At 39.3% G+C, this 24,043-nt stretch carries 22 protein-coding genes; 19 read left to right on the plus strand and 3 right to left on the minus strand.

Annotated features, from left to right (window positions below; genetic code table 11):
• Positions 1-201 precede the first annotated feature (201 nt).
• Complete coding sequence (locus AAHM81_RS03635; RefSeq protein ID WP_342265146.1) at positions 202-399, plus strand: hypothetical protein; 198 nt, start codon at positions 202-204, stop codon at positions 397-399.
• A 77-nt stretch (positions 400-476) separates the two neighbouring features.
• Here AAHM81_RS03635 and AAHM81_RS03640 read toward each other — a convergent pair whose 3' ends face one another.
• Complete coding sequence (locus tag AAHM81_RS03640; RefSeq protein WP_342265051.1) at positions 477-1,565, minus strand: IS481 family transposase; 1,089 nt, start codon at positions 1,563-1,565, stop codon at positions 477-479.
• 113 nt (positions 1,566-1,678) lie between these two features.
• On the opposite strand from AAHM81_RS03640, the gene AAHM81_RS03645 reads away from it, so the two are divergent.
• The 18 genes from AAHM81_RS03645 to aspS all read left to right on the plus strand — a co-directional run bounded on the left by AAHM81_RS03645 (position 1,679) and on the right by aspS (position 21,645).
• Positions 1,679-2,338: a CPBP family intramembrane glutamic endopeptidase gene (locus AAHM81_RS03645; protein WP_342265147.1), complete on the plus strand. Its 660-nt coding sequence runs from the start codon at positions 1,679-1,681 to the stop codon at positions 2,336-2,338.
• A gap of 60 nt (positions 2,339-2,398) precedes the next feature.
• Complete coding sequence (locus AAHM81_RS03650; RefSeq protein ID WP_342265148.1) at positions 2,399-3,043, plus strand: CPBP family glutamic-type intramembrane protease; 645 nt, start codon at positions 2,399-2,401, stop codon at positions 3,041-3,043.
• Positions 3,044-3,199: 156 nt separating this feature from the next.
• Complete coding sequence (locus tag AAHM81_RS03655) at positions 3,200-3,391, plus strand: hypothetical protein (protein ID WP_342265149.1); 192 nt, start codon at positions 3,200-3,202, stop codon at positions 3,389-3,391.
• Between the two features lie 149 nt (positions 3,392-3,540).
• Positions 3,541-4,200, plus strand: a complete 660-nt coding sequence (locus tag AAHM81_RS03660) for a CPBP family glutamic-type intramembrane protease (protein ID WP_342265150.1) — start codon at positions 3,541-3,543, stop codon at positions 4,198-4,200.
• Between the two features lie 319 nt (positions 4,201-4,519).
• Entirely contained in the window at positions 4,520-5,296 is a 777-nt protein-coding gene (locus AAHM81_RS03665) for an aspartyl/asparaginyl beta-hydroxylase domain-containing protein (protein ID WP_342265151.1), read from the plus strand.
• A 20-nt stretch (positions 5,297-5,316) separates the two neighbouring features.
• On the plus strand, positions 5,317-7,146 hold the full coding sequence (locus AAHM81_RS03670) for a hypothetical protein (protein ID WP_342265152.1): 1,830 nt from the start codon (positions 5,317-5,319) through the stop codon (positions 7,144-7,146).
• Between the two features lie 117 nt (positions 7,147-7,263).
• Positions 7,264-7,728, plus strand: a complete 465-nt coding sequence (locus AAHM81_RS03675) for a PD-(D/E)XK nuclease family transposase (protein WP_342265153.1) — start codon at positions 7,264-7,266, stop codon at positions 7,726-7,728.
• Between the two features lie 9 nt (positions 7,729-7,737).
• The gene (gene thrS, locus AAHM81_RS03680) at positions 7,738-9,642 is read left to right on the plus strand and encodes a threonine--tRNA ligase (RefSeq protein ID WP_342265154.1); all 1,905 of its coding nucleotides are present in this window, start codon (positions 7,738-7,740) and stop codon (positions 9,640-9,642) included.
• A gap of 69 nt (positions 9,643-9,711) precedes the next feature.
• On the plus strand, positions 9,712-10,713 hold the full coding sequence (lpxD, locus tag AAHM81_RS03685; RefSeq protein ID WP_342265155.1) for a UDP-3-O-(3-hydroxymyristoyl)glucosamine N-acyltransferase: 1,002 nt from the start codon (positions 9,712-9,714) through the stop codon (positions 10,711-10,713).
• 16 nt (positions 10,714-10,729) lie between these two features.
• Complete coding sequence (locus AAHM81_RS03690; protein WP_342265156.1) at positions 10,730-12,154, plus strand: bifunctional UDP-3-O-[3-hydroxymyristoyl] N-acetylglucosamine deacetylase/3-hydroxyacyl-ACP dehydratase; 1,425 nt, start codon at positions 10,730-10,732, stop codon at positions 12,152-12,154.
• Positions 12,141-12,911, plus strand: coding sequence for an acyl-ACP--UDP-N-acetylglucosamine O-acyltransferase (lpxA, locus tag AAHM81_RS03695; RefSeq protein ID WP_342265157.1), 771 nt, complete (start codon positions 12,141-12,143; stop codon positions 12,909-12,911). The genes AAHM81_RS03690 and lpxA overlap by 14 nt, the downstream gene beginning before the upstream one ends.
• 265 nt (positions 12,912-13,176) lie before the next feature.
• Positions 13,177-14,361, plus strand: a complete 1,185-nt coding sequence (locus AAHM81_RS03700) for a hypothetical protein (protein WP_342265158.1) — start codon at positions 13,177-13,179, stop codon at positions 14,359-14,361.
• 186 nt (positions 14,362-14,547) lie between these two features.
• Positions 14,548-16,290, plus strand: coding sequence for an ABC transporter substrate-binding protein (locus AAHM81_RS03705; protein WP_342265159.1), 1,743 nt, complete (start codon positions 14,548-14,550; stop codon positions 16,288-16,290).
• 127 nt (positions 16,291-16,417) lie between these two features.
• Entirely contained in the window at positions 16,418-17,359 is a 942-nt protein-coding gene (locus AAHM81_RS03710; protein WP_342265160.1) for an ABC transporter permease, read from the plus strand.
• Positions 17,360-17,366: 7 nt separating this feature from the next.
• On the plus strand, positions 17,367-18,227 hold the full coding sequence (locus AAHM81_RS03715; protein WP_342265161.1) for an ABC transporter permease: 861 nt from the start codon (positions 17,367-17,369) through the stop codon (positions 18,225-18,227).
• Positions 18,228-18,229: 2 nt separating this feature from the next.
• Positions 18,230-19,213: an ABC transporter ATP-binding protein gene (locus AAHM81_RS03720; RefSeq protein ID WP_342265162.1), complete on the plus strand. Its 984-nt coding sequence runs from the start codon at positions 18,230-18,232 to the stop codon at positions 19,211-19,213.
• A 7-nt stretch (positions 19,214-19,220) separates the two neighbouring features.
• Complete coding sequence (locus tag AAHM81_RS03725) at positions 19,221-20,210, plus strand: oligopeptide/dipeptide ABC transporter ATP-binding protein (RefSeq protein WP_342265163.1); 990 nt, start codon at positions 19,221-19,223, stop codon at positions 20,208-20,210.
• A 34-nt stretch (positions 20,211-20,244) separates the two neighbouring features.
• Positions 20,245-21,645 carry an aspartate--tRNA(Asn) ligase gene (aspS, locus tag AAHM81_RS03730; protein WP_342265164.1) on the plus strand — a complete coding sequence of 467 codons (1,401 nt, stop codon included), beginning with the start codon at positions 20,245-20,247 and terminating at the stop codon, positions 21,643-21,645.
• Between the two features lie 455 nt (positions 21,646-22,100).
• Here aspS and AAHM81_RS03735 read toward each other — a convergent pair whose 3' ends face one another.
• Positions 22,101-22,532 carry a hypothetical protein gene (locus AAHM81_RS03735; RefSeq protein ID WP_342265165.1) on the minus strand — a complete coding sequence of 144 codons (432 nt, stop codon included), beginning with the start codon at positions 22,530-22,532 and terminating at the stop codon, positions 22,101-22,103.
• A gap of 725 nt (positions 22,533-23,257) precedes the next feature.
• Complete coding sequence (locus AAHM81_RS03740) at positions 23,258-23,794, minus strand: hypothetical protein (protein WP_342265166.1); 537 nt, start codon at positions 23,792-23,794, stop codon at positions 23,258-23,260.
• Between the last annotated feature and the right edge of the window lie 249 nt (positions 23,795-24,043).

Genomic DNA, 24,043 nt, shown 5'->3' on the forward strand with positions numbered 1-24,043 from the left:
TGCAAGATAGATAGTTTACATAACATTTAGTTAGGAACGATTAACTGTTCAACATGTTTAATGGATAAACCAGTCCACTATACCTATACCTTGTTTATAAATTTGTTTTAGTCATTTTTTTTATTAAACTAACTGCTGATACTAGCGCCCAGGGCTAAGTAATTGGTTTAGATAATTATATTTTATAATAAAATAATTGCTATGGAAGAACAAATTAAAACCCAACGCAAAAAGCTACTGATTAGCTTTTCTGGGTGCACGAAAGATGATAATGGTAAGAGAGATAAAAATCACTCTACTGATAGGATAAGTATTTATAAAGGCACCTATTCTCTTTCCCCATTCATTTTTATTTTACCCTGTTGGTTACTTACTGCATTGGGTCAATCAGGCAATTAAATAGTCCACTAGGATTGAAACATATTTATTATCATTGATTTGTAGTAGTTGATATTTAATCTGACAGGCAGTAAAAATTAGACTGTATAGATGTCAGTTAAGTTTAGTTTGTCAGGTATGCTCTTAAGATACGCGATTTGATTATTTTTTTCAAAGGCTAGTTTTTTACTATCTTCCCAAGTTTGTATAGGCGTTTTACCGTAACAGTACTTTCCAGAATGTGGTCGCTCATGATTATAATAATGTAACCAGCTATCTAAATCTTGTTTCAAGACATCCAGGTCTGTATAGATCTTCTTACGCATAGCTGTATCAAAGAATTCCTGTTTCATCGTTTTATTAAACCGCTCACAGAACCCGTTGGTTTGCGGTGAATAGGCTTTAGTAACAGTATGTTCTATGCCTTCTATGCTTAAAAACAACTCAAAGGCATGATGCTCTATTTTACCTTTATACTCAGTACCACGATCTGTTAGAATGCGCAAGAGGGGTATGCTTTGTTCTTGATACCAAGGCAATACTCTATCATTTAACATATCAGCAGCTGTCAAGGCTGTCTTATCAGTATAGAGTTTTGCATGAGCTACCCGAGAATAACTATCTATAAATACTTGCGTATAAACCTTACCTATCCCTTTAAAGTTACCAACGTAATAAGTATCTTGACAGCCTAAATAACCAGGGTGTTCTGTATCTATTTCTCCACATGCTTCTTGTTCATGCTTACGTTTTTCTAATGCGGATAGCTGAGATTCCGTTAAAACAAGGCCATCTTGAGCCATTTTAGCTTCTAAGGCTTTAAGACGTTTTTTTATATTATTTAAGTCATTACGTAACCAGATAGACCTGACACCGCCAGGAGAGACCAGGATACCTTGTTGCTTTAGTTCATTAGATACTCTAAGCTGGCCATAGGCTGGATAATCTATCGCCATATCTACTACTGCTTTTTCTATACTAGGATCTACTCTATTAGCCATAATCGGCTTCCTACGGCTTATCTCTTGTAAAGCCTCTTGACCGCCTGTTTCATACAAGGCTTTGAAGCGATAATAGCTATCTCTACTATAACCCATAGTTTTACACGCCGATGAAATGTTCCCCAACGTTTTTGCTAGCTCCAATAAGCCTACTTTCGGCTTGATGATTTTTTGATGTAAATTCATAATAGTAGTCGGTATTTATATCAACACAAATTAATAAATGTCAGATTAAATATCAACTACTACAATTGATTTCTATCAATATTAGGTAATATTTATTATGAGTCTTAATCTTTATGGTAACAATAAAAAAGGAATGGCGCATGCTTTTTTGCTTTGCACTATTGCCTTGTATAGTATGGGGTTTATTCTTATTTGGTTGTGATATGTTAGTAGGCGTTCACAGGAGCTATGTGCATTACCCAATTTGGTTATCTGGTTACCCACTATATCGGATTAAGTATTTAGTCTGTGCACTTTTATTCTTGTCTATACTCAGACGTATCTATAAAAAGTTGTTGCCTAATGTGTATTATAACTATGAAAAAATTTATATACGATGTAGTATACTGGCTATTATTTCTATTGTATTCGGCTTTTTTGTAAGGACTAAATTTTGGAATTATATACTAGATGGTTGTTTTGTAAGTCCATTTATCGAAGAACTCATTGCCCGGTTTATATTATATGCAGTACGACATCATAGTTGGAAACTATATGTTTTAGTAGCACTTCTTTCTTCTTTAGCTTTTAGCCTTATGCATATTGGCTATGATCCTTCCTTATTCACAAAGTTGACGCTACTACCAAAATTGAGTGAACTTTTTTTATTTGGGTTGATACTTTGTAGTATATTTTGGTTTTTTCCTAGGTTAGATTTCCTTATTAGCATACATGCTATTTCTAATTTATACGGGGTGCTTAAGATTGCTTCTGAATTAGGATATCCATTGTAGATACTTAAACCAAACTGCTAATCTCTATCAATATTAGTTATTATTACGTGCCTTATCTTCATGAACAAAATAAAAAAGGAGCAGTATACGCTCCTTGCCTTTTCATTGTTCCCTTCTATAATATGGGGGATGGCCCTATTTGCTTCTCTAATGTTCAGATTTCATGTTAGCTATCCAAAATTATTGTGCTATACTGCCTATTGGGCTTTGTATTTGTTGCGTGCACTTTTATATTTACCCTTACTCAGGTATGTTTATAAAAAATGGTTGCCTAGTATGTATGATACATATGCAAAAGTGTATGTTAGCTACAGCTTGCTAGTTATTATTGGTATTGTATGTGGGTTTTTTTTAAAAATTGAGTTTTGGAATGCTATATTAGGTACTTGTTTTGTCAGTCCGTTGATTGAAGAACTTATTGCTCGGTTTATACTATATGGAGCACGTCATCATGGTTGGAAGCTATACGCTTTGGTAGCGCTTCTTTCTTCGTTATCTTTTAGCCTTATGCATATTGGTGGTGCTCCTTCTGTACTTACAAAGCCGATTTTATTATCCAAATTAAGTGAGCATTTTTTATTTGGGTTAGCCCTTTGTAGTATATTTTGGTTTTATCCCAGATTAGGCTTATTGATCAGTATACATGCTATTTCTAATTTGTGGTGGGTATATAATATGTCTTCTGAATTAGGTGCTCCATGGTAATGTTTGTAATATGAACATCAGATTAAAAAATAGTGCTATACTACCCTAATTTATAAATTTGTTTTAGTCATTTTTTTTATTTAAATAACTGATGGTACTAGACCCTATGCTAGGTAATTGGTTTAGATAATTATATTTTATAATAAAATAATTGCTATGGAAGAACAAATTAAAACCCAACGCAAAAAGCTGCTGATTAGCTTTTCTGGGTGCACGAAAGATGATAATGGTAAGAGAGATAAAAGTAACTCTACTGATAGGATAAGTATTTATAAAGGCACTTATGGTAAGAGTAACTATAATGGGCATCCTGAGCAGTGTGCATCACAACTTTCTTATAAGTTTTAGCCAATGGAAGATAGGGGAAGTAATGTTGGGGCTATATATTATTATATTGAGGTGCCAACCAGTTAATACAGGCCAATGGAATTGAATATATTTCTTTCGATTGATTGCTGTCAATATCTGGTAATATTTTATTACGGGTCTTAATCTTTATGGGAATAAAGATAAGGGAACGGCGCGTGATCTTTTTCTTTTCGCTATTGCCTTGCATAGTATGGGGTTTATTCTTGTTTGGTTGTGATATTTTGGTAGCTGTTCACAGGAATTATGTACACTACCCAACTTGGTTATCTGGTTACCCACTATATCGGATCAAGTATTTAGTCTGTGCACTTTTATTCTTGTCTATACTCAGACGTATCTATAAAAAACTGTTGCCTAATCTGTATGGTACCTATGAAAAAGTTTATATACGATATAGTATACTGGCTATTATTTCTATTGTATGTGGCCTTTTTGTAAGGGCTAAATTTTGGAATTATATCCTGGATGGTTGCTTGGTAAGCCCATTTATCGAAGAACTTGTCGCACGGTTTGTACTATATGCAGCGCGTTATTATGGCTGGAAGTTATATGTTGTAATAGGGCTTCTTTCTTCTTTAGCCTTTAGTCTTATGCATATTGGCTACGATCCCCCCTTATTCACAAAGTTTACACTATTACCAAAGTTAGGTGAACATTTTTTATTTGGGTTAACCCTTTGTAGTATATTTTGGTTTTTGCCAAGCTTAGGCTTGCTTATTAGCATACATGCTATTTCTAATTTATACGGGGTGCTTAAGATTGCTTCTGAATTAGGATATCCATTGTAGATACTTAAACCAAACTGTTGAGCTCGATTAACGCTAGTGATTGTTACGCCTTTTATCTATACCCATTCAAGTCTGTGGTTGTTAACCCATAAACAGCCATAGCTTTGTGACCAAAATAGCCTATAGTTTGCTTCATAATATCTTTTAAATTGTGTTCATACTATGCCCTTCATATTCGAGATGTGGCAAAAGGCTCATAGATCTTTAGAAGATTCTTAAAAATTTGTCTTATATAAAAAAAATAATTTATGTTAAGTTAAACGCTTTAAAACAGTGATGGCTTGGTATAAGCGTTATACATACATAAAAGTAAATATCTATGAATGAAAAATTAATGCTGTTTTGCAAATCAATACTAGATCGTACTGCTGCTAACTTTCCCAATGAAGCTTTGCATCGTCTCAAAGCAAACATGCACCATCTATTAAACCCTGAGAATGCGCCTAAGCCTCTGTTGCCTATGCAAAACCCCACTTTCCATTATTATCCTGGCTTAAGGGATCAGCCCTGGTGGGATATTACATTTATGCCAAAAAACCAATTAATGGAGTGTAAAGAAAAAATCAAGGCAGAATTACAAGGTATTTTATTTCAAGAAAAATTTACTCCATTTAGTTTAAATGTAACAGAGCCTTTTCCTCCTGCTTATCTGGACGGATCAATGAATACCTATCACTTAATACGTGATTTAGACCCTGATCAAAATAAGTATGCCCAAAGACAATTGGAACTACCGCAAACCATGGCATTGCTTCGTTCTATTCCAGGGCTTGCCGATGATGCATTTTTTTCCTGTTTTGTTCCAGGAACCCATCTTAAACCACATGCGGCTGAAGATAATGTGCGTTTAAATGTTCATTTAGGATTGGAGGTCCCTAGGGGTTGTGGTATTGCAGTAGCTGCTCAACAGCGTATATGGCCTGAAGATCAAATGCTCTGTTTTGATCCAAGTTTTACGCATGAAGCTTGGAATTTTGGAGCTTCCAATAGGCATGTGCTTTTATTCACGATATGGCATCCAGATCTTACGCAGGCTGAGGTATTTGCTATTAAATTATTTAGTAAGGAATACCATCATTATGTAGATAGGTTATAAAAATGTAAAATGTTTCATTTATGAAAATCTTAGTGATTCATGACAATCCATCAGATCCTATCGTTTCGTTGATAGCCAGCCAGCAAAGTCTACTGAAACAGCATGTTACATTGGTATCGCTACAATTGTTCATTGAGCAAATGCAGGTATGTGATCAGATAGATGAGCGTGGGGTCTCTATTCAATGGACGCTTAAAGATCAAGATAATGGTACCAAATGTTGGACCAATCATGATACCTATCTGCTCAATCGATGCCATCAGTTTCCTGGGACATGGAATCATTTGTTTCATCCTGATGATAGGGAATATGCACGAAATGAATTAACTGCTTATTTGCACTTTGCATTTACTGCTTTTAAATATCGTATACAACCTGTCAGTTACTATGGGCTTAGTGGATCTGTTATGCCACTGTTTGTGCAATGGGATATCGTCAAAAATAGACTGCCTGGTCTAGATGTTCCTGCTTATTATGTGGGGCCTTATGGCGAGATACCATGGCCAAAGGCTGTAATGAATCCTGATCCGTATGATGTCACTTATTGGGTAGCTGAAATGGTCAATCATCATACAAACAAAGATTATGTCTTTGCCTACCAAAGGCCTGTTGGGCAACCTGTATTGGTCTATATCACGCCTATAGGTGCTGAGGTTGTAAAGGATCATGTTTTTAATCAAGAATCTGGGACAGAACAGATCAATGAAGCGTTATTAAAGCGTTTTGCCACAAGCATTGGCCAAAAACTGGCTATTAGATTAGGTGAAATACTTTTTTTTGTTGCACCGCAACAAGTTACATTTGGTGCAGCCACTCCACGCGTGATTCATGCACAACATACCCCTCATTTTCAAAAATTAACGCTGCAAGCACTGACTACCCCATTGGCTTATCATAATCCTGATCATCCATTAGATTCCTTTCAACACTCGATTGTTAATGATAATTTTGGTGTTATACCGAGTACAGTTGGCAGCGTCATTGCGATCGGTTCAACCAAAGATAACACCATGTACAACTTGGTAGCAAGCCAGTCGTTTAATAAAAATGGAGTATTATTACCCTTGGAAGCATGTAACGTAACATGGCATTTTTCTTATAGCAATGGTGTATTAAGGTTTTTTACAAAAGATAGCTGTTTGGAAACTATAGCTGCCATCTACTATCGGCCTTTTGCACGGCAAGAAAATAATGCGTTAGACTTACTACATAATTGTTTGGATAGTTTTGATGGACTGGTATATGGAAGAGGAAGCGCGCAATATCTTAATGCTTCTAAACCAATGCAACTAGCCCATGTCCTACCTGTTATGCATGCATATCATGCTGTTGCATTACCTGATACAACTATCATCAAAATGATGGATCACCCAGCCGGGATTTCAGAACCAAGCGGTGTGCAGTATATTACAAAGTCCATTTCTGGTGTTAGATCTATTGTAGTGAATAACCATGTTTTTGACAGGTGGGAACAAAATGGTTTACATACGCTACCTACTTTATTTCAGAAACAGATAGAAGGGGATGATATACGGGTACATGTATGCCATGATCAAGTATTTGCTGTAAAAATTACGCATAAAGATGCTGTGGATTACCGATATGCAGCTGCTTTTTCTATTCAAATAATAACCCTTCCGAAAGAAATCATAGCATTTTGTCTTATGGTGAGGCGCCTAGAAGCAAACCCACTGATTGGTATAGATTTTATCCGAACAACTAGTGGATATATATTCCTTGAAGCCAATCCAATGCCTGGTTGGGATTGGTTTTATAGCAAAAATGAAATTGTAACTATCAAAGAAAGTATTTGTGATACAATCATGCAAGGTGACCCTGTTCACCATTAGCATTCCACATACCTCTATCTAACCAAACTTATACAGGTTGATTAAATGCTACAAAAAATATCTATCTTGCAGTGTGTGATACATGTATATCTTGTATTTACCAGTAAAGAATAAGCTATGGAAAAAATCACCCCAAAAGTCGACCTCTCCTTCAAAAAAATCTTTGGTGTAGAAGAAAATAAGGATCTGCTAATTTCTTTAATAAATGCTACTGTTGCACCAGAAGATCAAGTGGTAGATGTTACCCTATTAAACCCCTATAACCCAAAAAATTTTAGAAGTGATCAGCTATCTATATTAGATATAAAAGCAGTAGGGGAAACAGACAAAAGGTTTAATATAGAAATTCAAATCATAGATGAAGCAGATAAGGCTTTGCATGTTTTAGAGACGATGAACTTCATCGATGAGGAAAGAATGGCTTATGAAGACCACTTGAAGTGGCTTAGAATAGAAGCCAATACATTAGAGAAAGTTAGACGTGAAGGAATCCAAGAAGGCCAAGAGAAAGGTATTCGAATAGGCCAGGAGCAAGGCTACACCTTTATATATGATATGCTGCTTACTTATAATAATAGATGATACAATACGATGATTCAGATTCTAATAGATGGCCAGAAAAGGTCATTTCCCAAAGGGAGTACTGGTTTAGATATCGCCCAGCAAATGGGGGTGCCAATGGACATTTTAGCGGTTCAAGTCAATGAAGCGGTTTATGACTTAGCTCGTGCTATTGAAACAGATGCTACCATTCGTTTTCTTAGATGGGAGGATGATGCAGGAAAACAGCTCTTTTGGCACTCTTCTGCGCACCTTTTGGCGGCAGCCTTGGAGTGCCTTTATCCTGGAGTTAAATTTGGTATAGGTCCTCCTATTGCACAGGGATTCTATTATGATGTAGATTTAGCTCCCCATTCAGCAGACACCTTAGATGTAGAAGCCATAGAAAAAAAAATGATTACGCTGGCTCAGCGGAAAGATCCATTTATTCGTCGAGCAGTTTCTAAACAAGAAGCGGTTGACTTCTTTACTAAAAAAGAAGATCCTTATAAATTAGAACTATTAGAAGGGTTAGCCGATGGTACCATTACCTTGTATCAGCAAGGCGATTTTATCGATTTATGTAAAGGTGCCCATTTGCCCCATACTGGATGGATCAAGGCTGCTAAAATTTTAAATGTTTCAGGGGCCTACTGGCGGGGTAATGAAAAAAATAAACAGCTTACCCGTATCTATGGGATTACCTTTCCAACCAAAAAAGAACTTTCTGATTTTCTCCATGTTAGAGAAGAAGCCAAGAAAAGGAGCCATACAAAGATCGGCAAAGCGCTTGGCTTGTTTACCTTTTCTGAAAAGGTAGGGCTGGGCCTACCCCTTTGGTTGCCTAAGGGGGCGTTATTGTGTGATACCTTGGTGCAGTTTTTAAAAAAGGAGCAAATCAAATGTGGCTACCAGCCAGTTATTACGCCACATATTGGACATAAGGAACTTTATATCACCTCTGGCCATTATGAAAAGTATCAAGAAGATTGTTTTCAGCCTATTCGTACGGCTGAAGCTGAAGAAGAATATCTCTTAAAGCCGATGAATTGTCCCCATCATTGTGAGATTTACAATAGTGCACCCCGTTCTTATAAAGAGCTACCCATACGTTTGGCAGAATTTGGTACCGTCTATCGTTATGAATTACATGGTGCCTTGCATGGGTTGACCAGAACCCGCTGTTTTACGCAAGATGACGCGCATATTTTTTGCCGTGCAGATCAAGTGCCAGAAGAATTTGCTAAAGTGATTGATTTGGTGCTTTATATATTTGATCTATTGGGTTTTAAGGATTATACTGCGCAACTCTCTTTTAGAGATCCTAATAGTGATAAATATATAGGTGAGTCGGCAGATTGGGACTTGGCTGAAGCAGCCATTCAGGCTATTGCCCAAGAAAAGGGTTTGCAAACCACTACCGTGGTTGGGGAAGCAGCTTTTTATGGCCCAAAAGTCGATTTTATGGTCAAGGATGTATTGGGGAGAAGCTGGCAATTGGGTACCGTTCAATTGGATTATCAGTTGCCTATGCGGTTTGATTTGACCTATATTGGGGCTGATGGTGGGAAGCATCGACCCGTTATGATCCATCGTGCACCATTTGGTTCTCTAGAGCGATTTATAGCCATTCTTATTGAGCATACAGGTGGAAAATTTCCGCTCTGGTTAGCGCCGGAACAAGTAACCGTTTTATCGCTGTCTGATAAATACAATGGTTATGCTACGACTGTACAGCAAAAGTTATTGGAAAAGGGCATGCGTGCTACATTAGATGACCGCAATGAAACCATCGGAAAAAAAATTCGTGAGACCACATTGCGGAAGGTTCCCTATATCATAGTGGTCGGGGAAAAAGAAATGGCAAATCAAACTGTTGCCGTTCGCAAACAAGAGGGGCAAATCACTATGACTTTGGCTGAATTTATACAGCAGGTTTGTGCAGAGTTGGTATAGATAGATTCATGCAGGCTGATTAAATGTTATAAACAATGGGTGTTTCCCGTTTTATCAAGAAAGAATATCATGCAATGGACCATATCAGGGTTGATAGAGCGATTTAATGGCGAGCTATTAACTGGTAGTAGCCAGGTAGCCTTAACCCATCTCTGTACGCTCACAGAAGGGCGTGCTGGTGGCATTGGTTTTTTTTCCGATACCAGATATACTGCTGCTTTTTACCAAACAAAAGCTGCTGCTGTTTTTGTAGCGAAAGATTTTAGGCCCGTTGCGCCAGTAGCAGCTTCCTTGATAGGTGTAGAAGATCCTTACCGCTGTTTTTGCCTGCTTATAGAGGAGGTGCAACAGCAAAAAATGGCCCCTAAGTGCGGTATAGAGTTTCCTTCTTATATAGGCAAAGAGGCTACGGTAGGAGCAAATATTTACCGAGCTGCTTTTTCCTATATTGGCCATCATGTGGTCATTGGTAAAGAGGTAAAAATCTATCCACATGTGTATGTGGGAGATTATGTGACCATTGGCGACCATACCATACTCTATAGTGGGGCTAAAATAGCGGCCTATACGGAGATAGGTAGTCGATGTGTGATTCATTCCGGTGCTGTAATCGGTAGTGCTGGTTTTGGCTTTTTGACCCACTCAGATGGTAGCTATAAAGCCATTCCTTCAGTTGGTAATGTGCGCTTAGAGGATGATGTAGAAGTTGGTGCCAATACTACCATAGATGCCGCTACTGTAGGTGCTACTGTAATAGGACAAGGAACTAAAATAGATAACTTGGTTCAAGTGGCCCATAATGTTCAAATTGGCAAGCATACGGGGATTGCCGCACAAGTAGGGATCGCTGGATCCACTAAGCTAGGTGATTACGCCAGGTTGGGTGGTCAAACAGGTATTGCGGGCCACCTCCATTTGGGAGACCATATTACAGCTATTGGTCGAGCTGGTATTACCCGATCTTTTCCAAAAGGAAATATTACCCTTTCCGGTACACCTGCTTTTGAACATAAAAAATTCTTATCTTGCTACGCCCAATTTAAAAATCTGGCACCGTCGAAGAAAAAGTAACAAAGGGATTTATATAATGCAACGCCAACAACAAACCATTCAACGTACCATTAGCTTTGAAGGCATTGGCCTCCATACGGGTGAAAAGGTTAAGGCCACATTCACGCCTATGCCTATTGACACAGGTATACAATTTCAACGAGTAGATCTACCCGGTCAGCCTTGCATAGAGGCATCTGTAACCCATGTAGTTGCAGTAGAAAGAGGTACCACGCTTGAAAAAGAGCAAGTTCAGGTAGCTACTGTAGAACATTTGTTGGCGGCAATTGTAGGGTTAGGAGTCGATAATATTTGTATACAACTAGATGGATCAGAGGTACCCGATCTAGATGGTAGTGCATTGGCTTTTGTAGAGCTTCTATTAGAAGCAGGGCTGATGCCGCAGGAAGCACCACGAAAGTTTTTTAAACTCAAAGAAAAATTTGTCTATGATGACCCTGATACCGGTAGCCATTATGAAGTCTATCCCGATACCGATTATAACTTGCAGGTGACCATTGCCTATAATAGGTGGCCGATTGGCCATCAATATGCCAACCTCTCTACATTAGCCCATTTTAAAGAAGAAATTGCTGCTGCGCGTACTTTTACCTATTTGGATGAAATTGTTGCTTTGTATCACAAGGGGTTGCTACAGGGAGGCGATCCTACCAAAGCAGTTATTTTCTCTGATCATACCGATCCTACAGAATGGTTGGAGCAGGTTGCCCAATTGTCTGGTAGGCAGGTTGAAAATGTGGTCACACCTGATCCGTCTAGTTCATCTTGTTTACGCTATATCAATGAACCAGCCCGTCATAAGTTATTAGATCTGATCGGTGATGTGGCCTTATTGGGTAAGCCCTTACAAGGGAAGCTTATTGCCCATAAACCTGGCCATGGCGCCAATATACGTTTTGTAGCTGCTTTAAAAAGCCATCTATGGATACAAGAACAAAAAGGAGCACCTATATGTGATCTGCAAGCCCAACCACTTTTTGATGTAAAGCAGATCAGTAACATGTTGCCCCATCGTTATCCTTTTCAATTGGTAGATAAAATCATGGAGTTGGGTAATTCCTATGTGATTGGAGTGAAAAATGTAACGATAAACGAGCCCTTTTTTCAAGGCCATTTTCCCGGAACCCCTGTTATGCCTGGCGTGCTACAAGTAGAGGCCTTAGCACAAACTGGTGGTATATTGTTGTTGCATAAGGTACCAGATCCGGCACAATATCTAACCTATTTTCTTGCTATTGATGGCTGTAAATTCCGCCGTATGGTGGTGCCTGGAGATACTTTAGTATTGCATTGTGCATTGCTGGCAGATATCAAATTTAGTACTACTGAAAAGCAGTCAGTAGCCATTGCAAAGGTGAAAGGACGCATTTTTGTTGGTGAACAGTTGGCGTGTGAGGCAGTCTTATTGGCTCAAATTGTCAAGCAACATGAAACAATCTGATATCCACCCTAGTGCTATCCTGGGGAAAGCGGTAACCATAGGCAGTTTTGTAACGATTCAGGAAGATGTGGTCGTAGGGGATGGAACCTATATAGGGCCCCATGTGACCATTATGTCTGGAAGCCGTATTGGAAAAAATTGTCAGATTTTTCCAGGTGCAGTTATTGGAGCGCCTGCACAGGATCGTAAAACAACCACTTTAAAAACTTATGTAGAAGTTGGAGACCATACGGTTATACGTGAATTTGCTACCCTTAATAGAGGTACTTTTGGCAATACGGTTATAGGATCTCATGTATTGCTTATGGCTTATGTTCATGTAGCCCATGATTGTATCGTTGAAGATCATGTGGTTGTGACCAATGCAGCACAGTTAGCAGGTCATGTACACCTCCACCATCATGCTGTAATAGGCGGTATGGCAGCGGTGCATCAGTTCATGCGAGTAGGGGCCTATAGTATGGTCGCTTCTAAAAGTATTGTGCGCAAAGATGTACCCCCCTTTATTAAAGTAGCACGCGAACCATTGCGCTATTGTGGCATTAATCTAGTCGCCTTACAAAGACATGGCTTTACTAAAGAACAATGCAATGGTATATACCATATCTATCGTTTGATTTATCAAAGCCAGTTATTATTACCGCTGGCATTAGAAGAGGTGGATAAACAGGTTAACCATACCCAAGAAAAAGCAATGATCCTCTCTTTTATACGTAGTAGCCATAAAGGTATTGTAAAAAAAAGCCCCCCAAAGTGACGTCCACACAATGTTCCTCTATGAAGTTATATTTTTGAGAAAATTTTTGATAAATTATCAGTGTTATTGTTTAATATTTTATTTCTAGGTATAAAACAATAGAAGAAAAGAGTTGATTGCAGCTACTTTTAGCTGTGTAACGCTAAACGTATACTTGAGTAAGGGCATGGGCTATAAAAAAAAATTTTTATGGTATTTACTTTTACTAACATTGGGTGGCTGTAATACTGGGGTTAAGCACAGTCTAAACCCTTTTCACTATTTGTTGGGTAGAAGGTCAAGTCCACCCACTAATGTTTATCGTCCTCTTGACGCTAGGTCTAATACCAAGCTTCTTGGCCAATGGGTATTTTCACCAGATGGTTATGGCAATGTCGTTTATGCGAGCAACTTCCTTCCTGGTTCTTTTGTTGCTGCTCGCATGATTGCTGCTAATGCTAAGGAGGCGTATCGTGCGGCTGCTGATTCTGTTAAGCGTGCTAATGTTGGGCGTACTAAGGCTGATATTGCTTGTGCTTGCGTTATGCGTGGTGATGGCGTTCCTGTTACGCCTTTGGCCTATAGTTGGGCTGCTTATATTGTTGCCTATGCTTCTGCTAATTTTGCCCACGCTGTTTCTAATCTATCTTTTGCTGCTGAGTATGCTTATGCTTCTGCTGCTGCTTCTGCGCATGCTGCCATTGCTGCTTCTGATCGTGCTGCCGCTATTGCTTGCTCTGCTATGCATGCGGTTAATAGTAATATGCGTTCTGCTGCTGCTTCTGCTGCCTCTACTGCCTATGCTGCTGCTACTGCTGCTGGTGGCGGTTTTTGTGCTGCTGCTGATTATCGTTTCGATGCTGCTGATTATGCCTCCTATGCTGCTCATACTATTGAAACTATTGATTGTATAAGGCGTGCTTCTGGTTCTAGTAATGCGTCTTCTGCTGCTTTTTATGACCTTGCTGCTTGTACAGTTTCTGCTCATGCTGCTTCTTCTTCTAACACTGCTTCTGCTGCTGCTGTCTATGCCCATGTAGCGCATGCTGCTTCTTCTACTGCTTTTGCTTGTTGTGCGTATGCCGATACTGTTCTTAATGTTATTTGCGCCCGTCTTGCGTATGATCGTGTTATTAAGGATTGTGAAACCCCTATGCTTCGTAAGATTGTTAATTATCTGCGTAAAATTTCTTCTGTTAACATTCATACAGATATTGCTTGCGCTGCTGTTTCCCGTGCTTGCGCTGCTGTTACGCGTGGTCGCTCTGCTGCCGCCGATGCCGCTGATGCCGCTGCTTCTGCTGTTGATGCAGTGGTTGCTGTTACAGTTGATGATGCTGCGGTTGCTGCTGCTCGTGCTGCTGTTGATTTTGCTTCTGCTGCTGCTAATGCTGCTGCTAATGCTGCTGCACTTGTTAGCACTGTTCGTCTACCTGCTGCGCGTGCGGCTACTGCTGTTGATATTATGTGAAAATAGACTGTATGTCTGAATTCGGTTGCTTGTTAAAGTAAAATAAATTAAATTGCGTGCTCATTGTGGTTTTATGGATAGTTTAGCTAAAGCCCTGGTGCAAGGCGCTTTGGGTAAGTCTGTTGTGATTGGGGTTTGCTGAAGCTTTTTTAAGTTTAAAGTTATAAACATTATAAATAATTCATTATGATTAGTAAACGGACAATATTATTATTGATGGCTGTATGGGTTTTTGCTTCTATCTACTATCAGGAGTACCAAAAAAAGCAGAAGCTTTTGGCCACCCCTACGTTAAACAACGTCACACTATCCTCTATTAATGGTACTGACCCAGTACGGGTAAGTGATAAATATTCTGCAGAGGTGGTTGGTAAGGTCTATGAGGGCTTATATGCCTATCATTATTTAAAAAAGCCTTTTCAGTTGGTGCCCAACCTTGCTGAAGGCATGCCCTCTATTTCTCCAGATGGGTTGGTCTATACTTTTAAAATTAAGCAAGGTGTGGTATTCCAAGATGATCCTTGTTTTCCAAATGGAAAAGGTCGCATACTCAAAGCAGCTGATTTTGTTTTTAGTTTGAAAAGGCTAGCAGATCCTAAAAATATAGTACCTTATTTTGGTCTTATGGATGGTAAAATCAAAGGCTTGGACGCATGGAGGCGGCAGCCAGATTATACACAAGAGGTAGAAGGGCTAAAAGCGTTGGATGACTATACCTTAGAAGTTACCCTTACCCAGCCTTGGGCAGCTTTTTTACACTTTTTAGCCATGCCGGCCGCTTTTGTAGTTGCTAAAGAGGCTGTAAGTCACTATGGTGCTGAGTTTTTAAATCATCCAGTAGGTACAGGCCCCTTTATCTTAGAGGGTGGATTTAATCCACAAGCCAAGCAATTGGTTTTTGTAAAGAGTCCTTCCTTTAGGGAAAAATGCTTCCCTGCTGAAGGAAATGCTGAATATCAGTCTATATTGTCCGATTATGCTGGTAAAAGGTTGCCTTTGGTGGACAAGGTGGTGACCGATATTATTACGGAAGAACAACCACTTTCCTTAAAAATAGAAAGTAAAGAACTCGATATGGCGCCTATTAGTGGTTCTAGTATTGCGTTGAATATGGTTGAAAATAATGTCATGAGCCCAAAATGGAGCAAAAAAGGTTTAGCCTTGGTAGAGTCTCCTAGCACCAGTACGCAGTTTTTTGGTTTTAACCATAGCCATAAGGTTTTTCAAAATACCTATTTGAGGCAAGCCATGTCTATGGCTTTTGATAGAGCGGTCTATAACCAAACCTTCTATAAAGGAACCGCCCAACTGGCACAATCTCTTGTACCACCTGTGTTAATGGAGGATCCTAATGGTTTGACTGCATCCTATGGCTATGACCTCGAACGTGCAAAAGAATATCTGGTTAAAGCAGGTTATCCAGGTGGAAAAGGGCTTCCTACTATTACACTTGATGCTATTGTGGGAACAAGTTCTAAAAGTAAAGCAGAGTTTTTTGCTAAGTGTATGGCTGCTATTGGTATAGACGTGCAGGTAGTCACCAATGTGCCCGCAGAACACTGGAGTAAGATTTCTAAAGGTGCTACTATGATGCATCTGTTGACATGGCAAGCAGACTATCCCGAACCTTCTACTTTTCTACAAGTGCTTAGCAATAGGGAGTTGTGTGGCTTGTTCTATGAAAATGCCCAGTTTAATGAATGCTTTGATAAAGCTATGGCTACAACCAATGATGCGGAAAGGCAAGCACTTTATCTAGAGATGCATAAAATCGCAACTGAGGAAGTACCTATGATTTATGCACTGCATGTCCCTGAGCAATATGTACACTACAATTGGGTTAAAAATATAGCTTGTAATGGCTTTTCTCCATCCATAGATGAATATATTGCAGTGGATATGGCTGCAAAAGTTAAGGAAACTAAGTGATCTGGTTTCCTAAGCGATTCGTATCTTCCCTTCGGGTATCATACAGCTTCAATCTTTGATTTGTTTTTAGCTATATAGCTAAATGGAAGAGGTGGTTTACACGAAGGGTAACTCCTCTTCCACTTTTATGACATCTCTTTTTGTATATCTCTTAAGAAGGTTGCTCTATGCGCTTTCGGTTATTGTAGGGGCTACTTTTTTCGTGTTTGTTATTTTTAATATGCTCGTTGAAGACCCTACTTATATTTTACTGGGTAAATATGCTACACCAGAAGCAGTCTCGCTTCTTGCTCATGAACTGGGTTTAGATCAGTCTTGGTATATACAATACTGGGAGGTCTTGAAATCTGCTTTTACCTTTAATTTTGGCTACTCCTGGACGACCAAACAACAGATTGTAAAAATACTTCAAGAAGGAGGCTTGGTCTCCTTAACCGTTACAGTACCTGCTTTTCTAATAGGCAATGGCTTGGTGATTACTGTTGCGCTTTGGATGACCCAATATCGAGGAACCATTTGGGATCGCCTTTTGGTCGTTTTTTGCATTATCATGACCAGTATTTCGATATTGGTATATATTCTAGTTGGCCAGTTGTTTTTTGCTTGCAAGCTAAGAATGTTTCCAATAATGGGGTATGCAAAAGGCTTTGTAGCCTGCGTGCCTTACATCATGTTGCCCACTATTATTTTAGTATTGCTTCATTTTTGTTACCACTACCGGTTTTATAGAACCATTATGTTGGAAGAAATTTATCAAGATTATGTGCGTACTGCACGGGCAAAAGGACTTCAAGAAAAAGTTGTGCTATTTAAACATGTCTTTAAAAATGTAATGGTGCCCATTATTACAACCTTTGTAAAAGATTTGCCATCTTTGCTATTTGGTTCTGTCGTAATAGAGAATTTTTTTGGCATACCAGGGCTAGGTAATGTGGTAATAGATGCGATCACTTGCTGTGACTTTCCAACGATTAAAGCCGTTACTATAATAGCTGCAGTGCTCAGTGTCTTGTGTAATATAGTGGGTGATCTGTTGTATACTTTGGTTGATCCACGTATAAAGTTATAGGAAGATTATGCATAAACGTAATGTGTGGCATCCCTTTGGTTTTAGTAAAAAAGCTTTGTTGGGTAACAAACTCAACCTTTTTTGTTTCCTAACCTTATTGGGTTATGCATTAGTAGCGCTATTGACCAAAATAGGATGGCTGGCAGCTAATTGGCATGTAGAGGTAGGTGCTACTTATGAACCACCTAATAGCATCCATTATTTTGGTACAGATGTATTGGGCAGAAGTGTCCTGTCTAAGATTTTGCATGGTGCTGAGGTAGCCATGCGTGTAGGCTTTGTCGTAGCCTTATGGACGGTTGTGATTGGAGCGCTTTTGGGTATAGTAGCCGGTTATTTTGGTGGAGTAGTAGATGCATGTATTGTTTGGCTGTATACTGTTGTAACTGCTATTCCCACCATGATTTTATTGATGGTAGTTGCCTTTGTGCTGGGAAAGGGTATGCAGACGATTTGTATCGCGCTTGTTATAACGGAATGGACAGAAACCTGTCGTTTGGTGCGTGGTGAAGTAATGCGTCATAAGGGTAGAGAGTATATGCAAGCGGCTTCAGCTATTGGTGCTGGCAGTGGCCGTAAAATTTTTGTACACCTATTACCCAATATGCTTCCCTTGATTATTTATCAGTTTTCTTTGGTCTTCCAAACCGCTATAAAGTATGAGGTGATTCTTTCTTATTTGGGTATTGGCATTCAGAATAAGCCTAGTTGGGGCATTATGATTAGTGATGCCAAAGCAGGATTATTGAGAGGTATTTGGTGGGAGCTTTTTTTTGCCACAATGGCCATGTTTGTACTGGTTCTTGTTTTTAATATTTTGGCAGATGCACTACGAGATCTATTAGATCCAAAGTTAAAAGGTCGATAAGCATGAAAGAAAAAATTCTTGAAGTTAAAAACTTAATAACGCAGTATTATACGGGCAAGAAGATGACCACAGTGGTCAATAATGTTTCGTTTGATCTCTTTTCTGGCCGTTCACTTGCTATTGTTGGAGAATCTGGCTCTGGTAAATCAGCCATGGCTCTTTCGCTGATGCGGCTTATTGAACCGCCGGTTGGTACCATTACTGCACAGGGTATTTTTCTAGAAGGGAAGGATATTTTACAACTTTCGCTAAAAGAAATTCAAGAGATACGGGGCAATCGCATCTCTATGATCTTTCAAGAACCTATGACGGCACTCAACCCGGTTTTTACAATTGGTGAACAAATTATGGAAACCATTCAGTTGCATCAACAGGTTCCTCTAAAGGTGGCAAAAGCAGCTTGCATCGCCTTGTTAAACCTAGTTGGCATACCGGCTCCCCATCAGCGGATGCTTGAATATCCCCATCACCTTTCAGGTGGCATGCGGCAGCGGGTAATGATTGCCCTTGCATTGGCTTGTGGCCCATCTGTATTGATTGCAGATGAACCTACTACTGCTTTAGATGTAACCACTCAGGCGCAAATTATCGATCTGATACAAAGACTCCAAGTAGAAAACAATATGGGCATTATATTGATTACACATGACCTTGGCATAGTAGCTGAAGTATGTGATGAGGTGGCGGTTATGTATGGTGGTAGCATTGTAGAAAAGAGCCCAGTAAAAGCTGTTTTTAATGCACCGCTCCATCCCTATACCCAAGCGTTACTGGATGCGATTCCCCCTTTATCTGGTGGTGTTCGTAGATTACGTACTATTGAAGGAGTGGTGCCTCCCTTATCAGATCTGCCCATTGGCTGTTCTTTTCAAGACCGTTGCCCCAACGTACAAGGTCGATGTAAAACCAGTAAACCCTCCCTTCAAGAAGTTAATGCTGGCCATGCTGTTGCCTGTTTTTATCCATTGCAAGATGGTATTAAGTAGTAGGAGTATGCAAGCTGATAAGGAAGTTTTATTAGAAGTCGACCATCTTTGCACGACTTTTGCTGTAAAGCATCATCTCTTGGGCCATACGGTTGGTCAGGTATCTGCTGTGAATGATGTAAGTTTTACTCTATATAAAGGAGAAACATTAGGTTTAGTAGGAGAATCTGGTTGTGGCAAAACCACATTGGGAAGAACCATTTTACGCTTGGTGGAACCTACTGCTGGTCGTATTATTTTTGATGGAGTAGATATTACCCATTGCAGCGCTAAGCAGATGCGCAGCATACGGAGAAAAATGCAAATTATCTTTCAAGACCCCTATGCTGCTTTAAATCCTAGAATGGCTATTAGGCAGGTTCTAGAGGAGCCCATAAAGATTCATCATTTGGCTGATAGCAAAGCAGCTTCTATCCAGCGCATTTATCAGCTACTCGATTATGTACAACTGCCTAGAGCTACTTTGTACAAATATCCCCATGAGCTTTCTGGAGGGCAACGGCAACGTATTTGCATAGCAAGAGCGTTAGCCGTTGAACCCACTTTTATTGTTTGTGATGAAGCGATTGCTGCATTAGATGTTTCTGTACAAGCTCAAGTGATCAATCTTTTAATGGATTTGCAACAAGAACTTGGGTTGACCTATCTTTTTATTTCACATGACTTAAGAGTAGTAGAATTTATAGCCAATCATGTTGCGGTGATGTATTTAGGCAAAATTGTAGAAGCTGCTTCAGCAGCAGAAATCTATAAAAACCCTAAACATCCCTACACCAGGGCGCTTTTTTCTGCCATACCGACGCTTTGTCCATCTAAACATAAAGAGCGGATTATCCTACAAGGAGATGTGCCGAGTCCAATGGAGTTGCCTAGTGGCTGTTACTTTCATCCACGTTGCTGGAAAGCGACAGAAAAATGTAGGCAGATCCATCCAAAATTGACTAAAATAGAAGAGGCAAACCATCAGGTGGCTTGTCACTTTCCAGAAACAAATTAGATGCTCTTAAATTTATAATTAGCCTATCAAACATATGTATCCACTTTCAGAGATAAAAAATCTTTCTGTTGTCCATAGTCAGGAAGTTGTTAGGGTTAGGGGAAGGGTCTTTTCTAAGAAAGATTGTGGTCGGGTGTTATTCTTGATTGTACGTGATGGTATCGATACCTTACAGGCGGTGCTCGTAAAAAATACAGAAGGAACTCCTACGCATCTATCTATAGAGGACTATAATCTGTTGCGTAAGATTGAAAATGAATCTTTTATTGAACTCACTGGTCAGATTTATGCTGCTGAAAACCCCGTATTGGCCTGTTCGCAACAGTCGATTGAGTTGGCTATAATGGGCTATACAGTACTTAGTAGGTCTGTTTTAGACTTGCCGATTACCTTAAAAGAAGCAGCCATTACAGAAGAGAAAAAAGGCAAGGGGGCATCATTTGATGCGGTACAGTATGTGAAACGGCTGGACAATCGCGTATTGGATTTGCGTACCGATTTGGCGCAGGCTATTTTTCGCATCAATGATGGTATGCTTTTCTATATACAGCAATATTTGCGTAGCCGTGGGTTTGTCGAAATCAAAACGCCTAAGTTAATAGGAGGTGCTTCTGAGGGTGGTGCAGATGTATTTAAGGTAGATTATTTTGGCAAGCCTGCTTGCTTGGCACAAAGTCCTCAGCTGTATAAACAAATGGCGATTATAGGGGATTTTAAACGGGTATTTGAGGTCGGGCCTGTTTTTCGTGCAGAAAACTCTGATACCAATAGACACCTTACGGAGTTTATAGGTGTTGATCTTGAAATGGTTATAGATCAGGATTATATGGAAGTAGTCCATTTGGTATATCAGCTATTGGTTGATCTGTTTCAGGCATTAAACGAAAAATATAAGCGCGAAATTTCCATTGTACAATCTTTTTTTGATGTGCCTGCATTAACCTTTGCATCAGAGTTGGTTGTGGTGCCCTTTCCCGAGGCGGTTGTCTTATTGCAGGCCCACGGCAAAGCGCGGGGGGCATTAGAAGATTTGTCTACGGAAGAGGAAAGGCAACTGGGTGCTATTGTAAAAGAAAAATATCATACAGACTTATATGTAATTACCCGTTACCCATCTCCTGTGCGTCCTTTTTATACGATGGTTGACCCAAATGATGGTCGTTATACCCATGCCTATGATTTTATGTTACGGGGTGCAGAAATTCTTTCTGGTGCACAGCGCATACATGACTACACCAAGTTATCTCAGCGGGTTGCTGAGCTGGGTATAGCACCCGCTAGCATAGCCCATTATTTGAATGCTTTTAAATATGGAGCTCCTCCCCATGCAGGAGTTGGCATGGGACTGGAACGTATGTTAAAGTATTTTTTGGGGCTACCAGATGTACGGTATAGCAACCTCTTTCCCCGTGATCCTAAGCGGCTGCATCCATAGCCGCTGTTTTTAAAAATAGCTAGTTGAATAGACATAGTGAATTTTTAGTATCTATTCACCACAATGGTTTTTAGTATCTATTCACGCCTCTGGCTGGGCCCCTTATCCCCTTCGATAAAAAGTCTGGCCCGATAGTAAATAGCTGAATCGATATCTTTTTCAGCGGGAAAATCGTGAACTCAGCCCGCAAGCGGGCTTCAAACAGACGATTTTCTAATCCGCTGAAAAATATACCGCTCAGGGGTTAGTCTTTTACTAGAGCGCCATTTTTTTATCGAAGGAGACGCGGGGCTGGTAATGGGTTAGCCTAATTGCTTTTTCAGAAAAACGTAGCCTCAGTGATGAATGGATACTGATTTTTTTGCCCACTTTTTTATCAAGGAAAAAGTGGAATAAAATTCATTATTAACCAGTGACGTGAATAGATACAATTTGTATCTGTCTATCAGACTGGGCTATTCTTTGTGTATAGTAATATCAATTATAGTTTCAGTTATATAACGAGCATATAGCCTAGCTTGATCTTCATTGAGATCGATACTATGAACCAAACCGTTAATCCACTCCTTCTTTATAGATTTTATGCAGCCACTAACCACCTTGGCGGGCAGAAAATAAAATTTAGTACGCATTGCTCTAACAAATAGTTCATAGGGGTCCTGCGAGCGATTGCTGTTTAGTAATATATTTGTATGCTCAGCGCAATCCATAATACTCTGGATCGTGATCTCCTTTAACGGTGTAGAATCGCTCCTAGGTACATCTATACCACTGGCCGTTTCTTTTACTTCATCTGGGTTTAAGTTATCATTCACAGGTTGAGGCATGGTGTGCCTACATCCCCCTAGCATCATTAGAGGCAATAAACAGATTTTTTTACTATACATATACTATATTTGGTGTTTAAATTATGAGTCTACAATACACCTCTTTCAAAACTAGATTTCTAAAAGAGGTCTAAACTAAAGATTTACACATTCAATGCAAACCTATTGCTTGATTTATATATAATAAACTGATTTTCAACAAAATATAATATATTTTTAATTTGTTTGCAACAAACCAATCAAAGTTTTATAAAGTTTGAAATAACTTAAGTTTGCATATCAACCTGTATTCTGGATTATTAAATTTTTTAAAAGGAGTGAGGTCCCCAACTTTTTACAGCTGGTTTGATTTTTGGTATCCATTCATCACTATGGCTACGTTTTTCTGAAAAAGCAATTAGGCTAACCCATTACCAGCCCCGCGTCTCCTTCGATAAAAAAATGGCGCTCTAGTAGACCTCTTGCAAAACCTACTTTGTGATGAGCAATTTTTAGGAGAAGTGTAGTCGAGTACCGCAGAATACTTAATGTATTTGAGGAGCATAGACAAGCTTCGACACCAAAATTGCCATTAGAAAGTAGGTTTTGCAAGAGGCCTAGTAAAACACTAACCCCTGAGCGATATCTTTTTCAGCGGATTAGAAAATCGTCTGTGTGAAGCCCGCTTGCGGGCTGAGTTCACGATTTTCCCGCTGAAAAAGATATCGATTCAGCTATTTACTATCGGGCCAGACTTTTTATCGAAGGAGATAAGGCGGCCAGCCAGAGACGTGAATAGATACTTACTAGTGGTGCGAACGGTTACTGCAAAAAATTATACAGCTACAGTTTATCAAGGCGTCATTGCTAGAAGATCTTAAGGAGCGATCACTTGGACTGGTTTCCAGTATTTGAATAATGCGTTCAGCTATGGCATTCGCACATGTCTTGGCGAAGGGCATTCTTTTTGGAATACTTATATGTGTAATTAGGCTGCCAATAAGGTTATGGCTGATTTCATCAATAATAGTCTGAGGTAGTGTAGGCTTTATAAGATCGCGAAACAACTTAACAGCCTCCTCCGGATCGTCTTTACTTGCCACATTTGTTCTTTTTCCACATTGAATAAGTACTTCAACTAGCTCGTCCTTAAAGTATTCAGTTTGATTGTGAGATGTAAACTTAAAAATAAGATATGCTAACTTCCTTGTCTCATCTCTGCTGACAACAGAATCACAATCACTATTGCTCCGTTGTGAGCCACTATGCATATGTTGGTGCACTACATGGTTACATCCCCCTAGCATCAGTAAATGCAATAAATACACTTTTTTACTGTACATATAAATTTGGTGTTTATTAATAGACTTCTTATAGAGGTTCGCATATTTTCTATGCGACTCTTTATGTTAATTAGGCATAACCAACAAAATATTATACTAGTAAATGTTTGTATATTTTACAATAGGTTAGCCAAGGTTTTATAAAGTGTATATATTTTATAGCCATGTAACCTACTTTTTTGCCACATGTCATATCCTTTTTTCTTCATTTTATTTGTATTTTTAACCATTCCTAAATTTTTAATTCCC

The sequence above is a fragment of the Cardinium endosymbiont of Philonthus spinipes genome (genome assembly GCF_964030745.1).
Classification (GTDB): Bacteria; Bacteroidota; Bacteroidia; order Cytophagales; family Amoebophilaceae; genus Cardinium.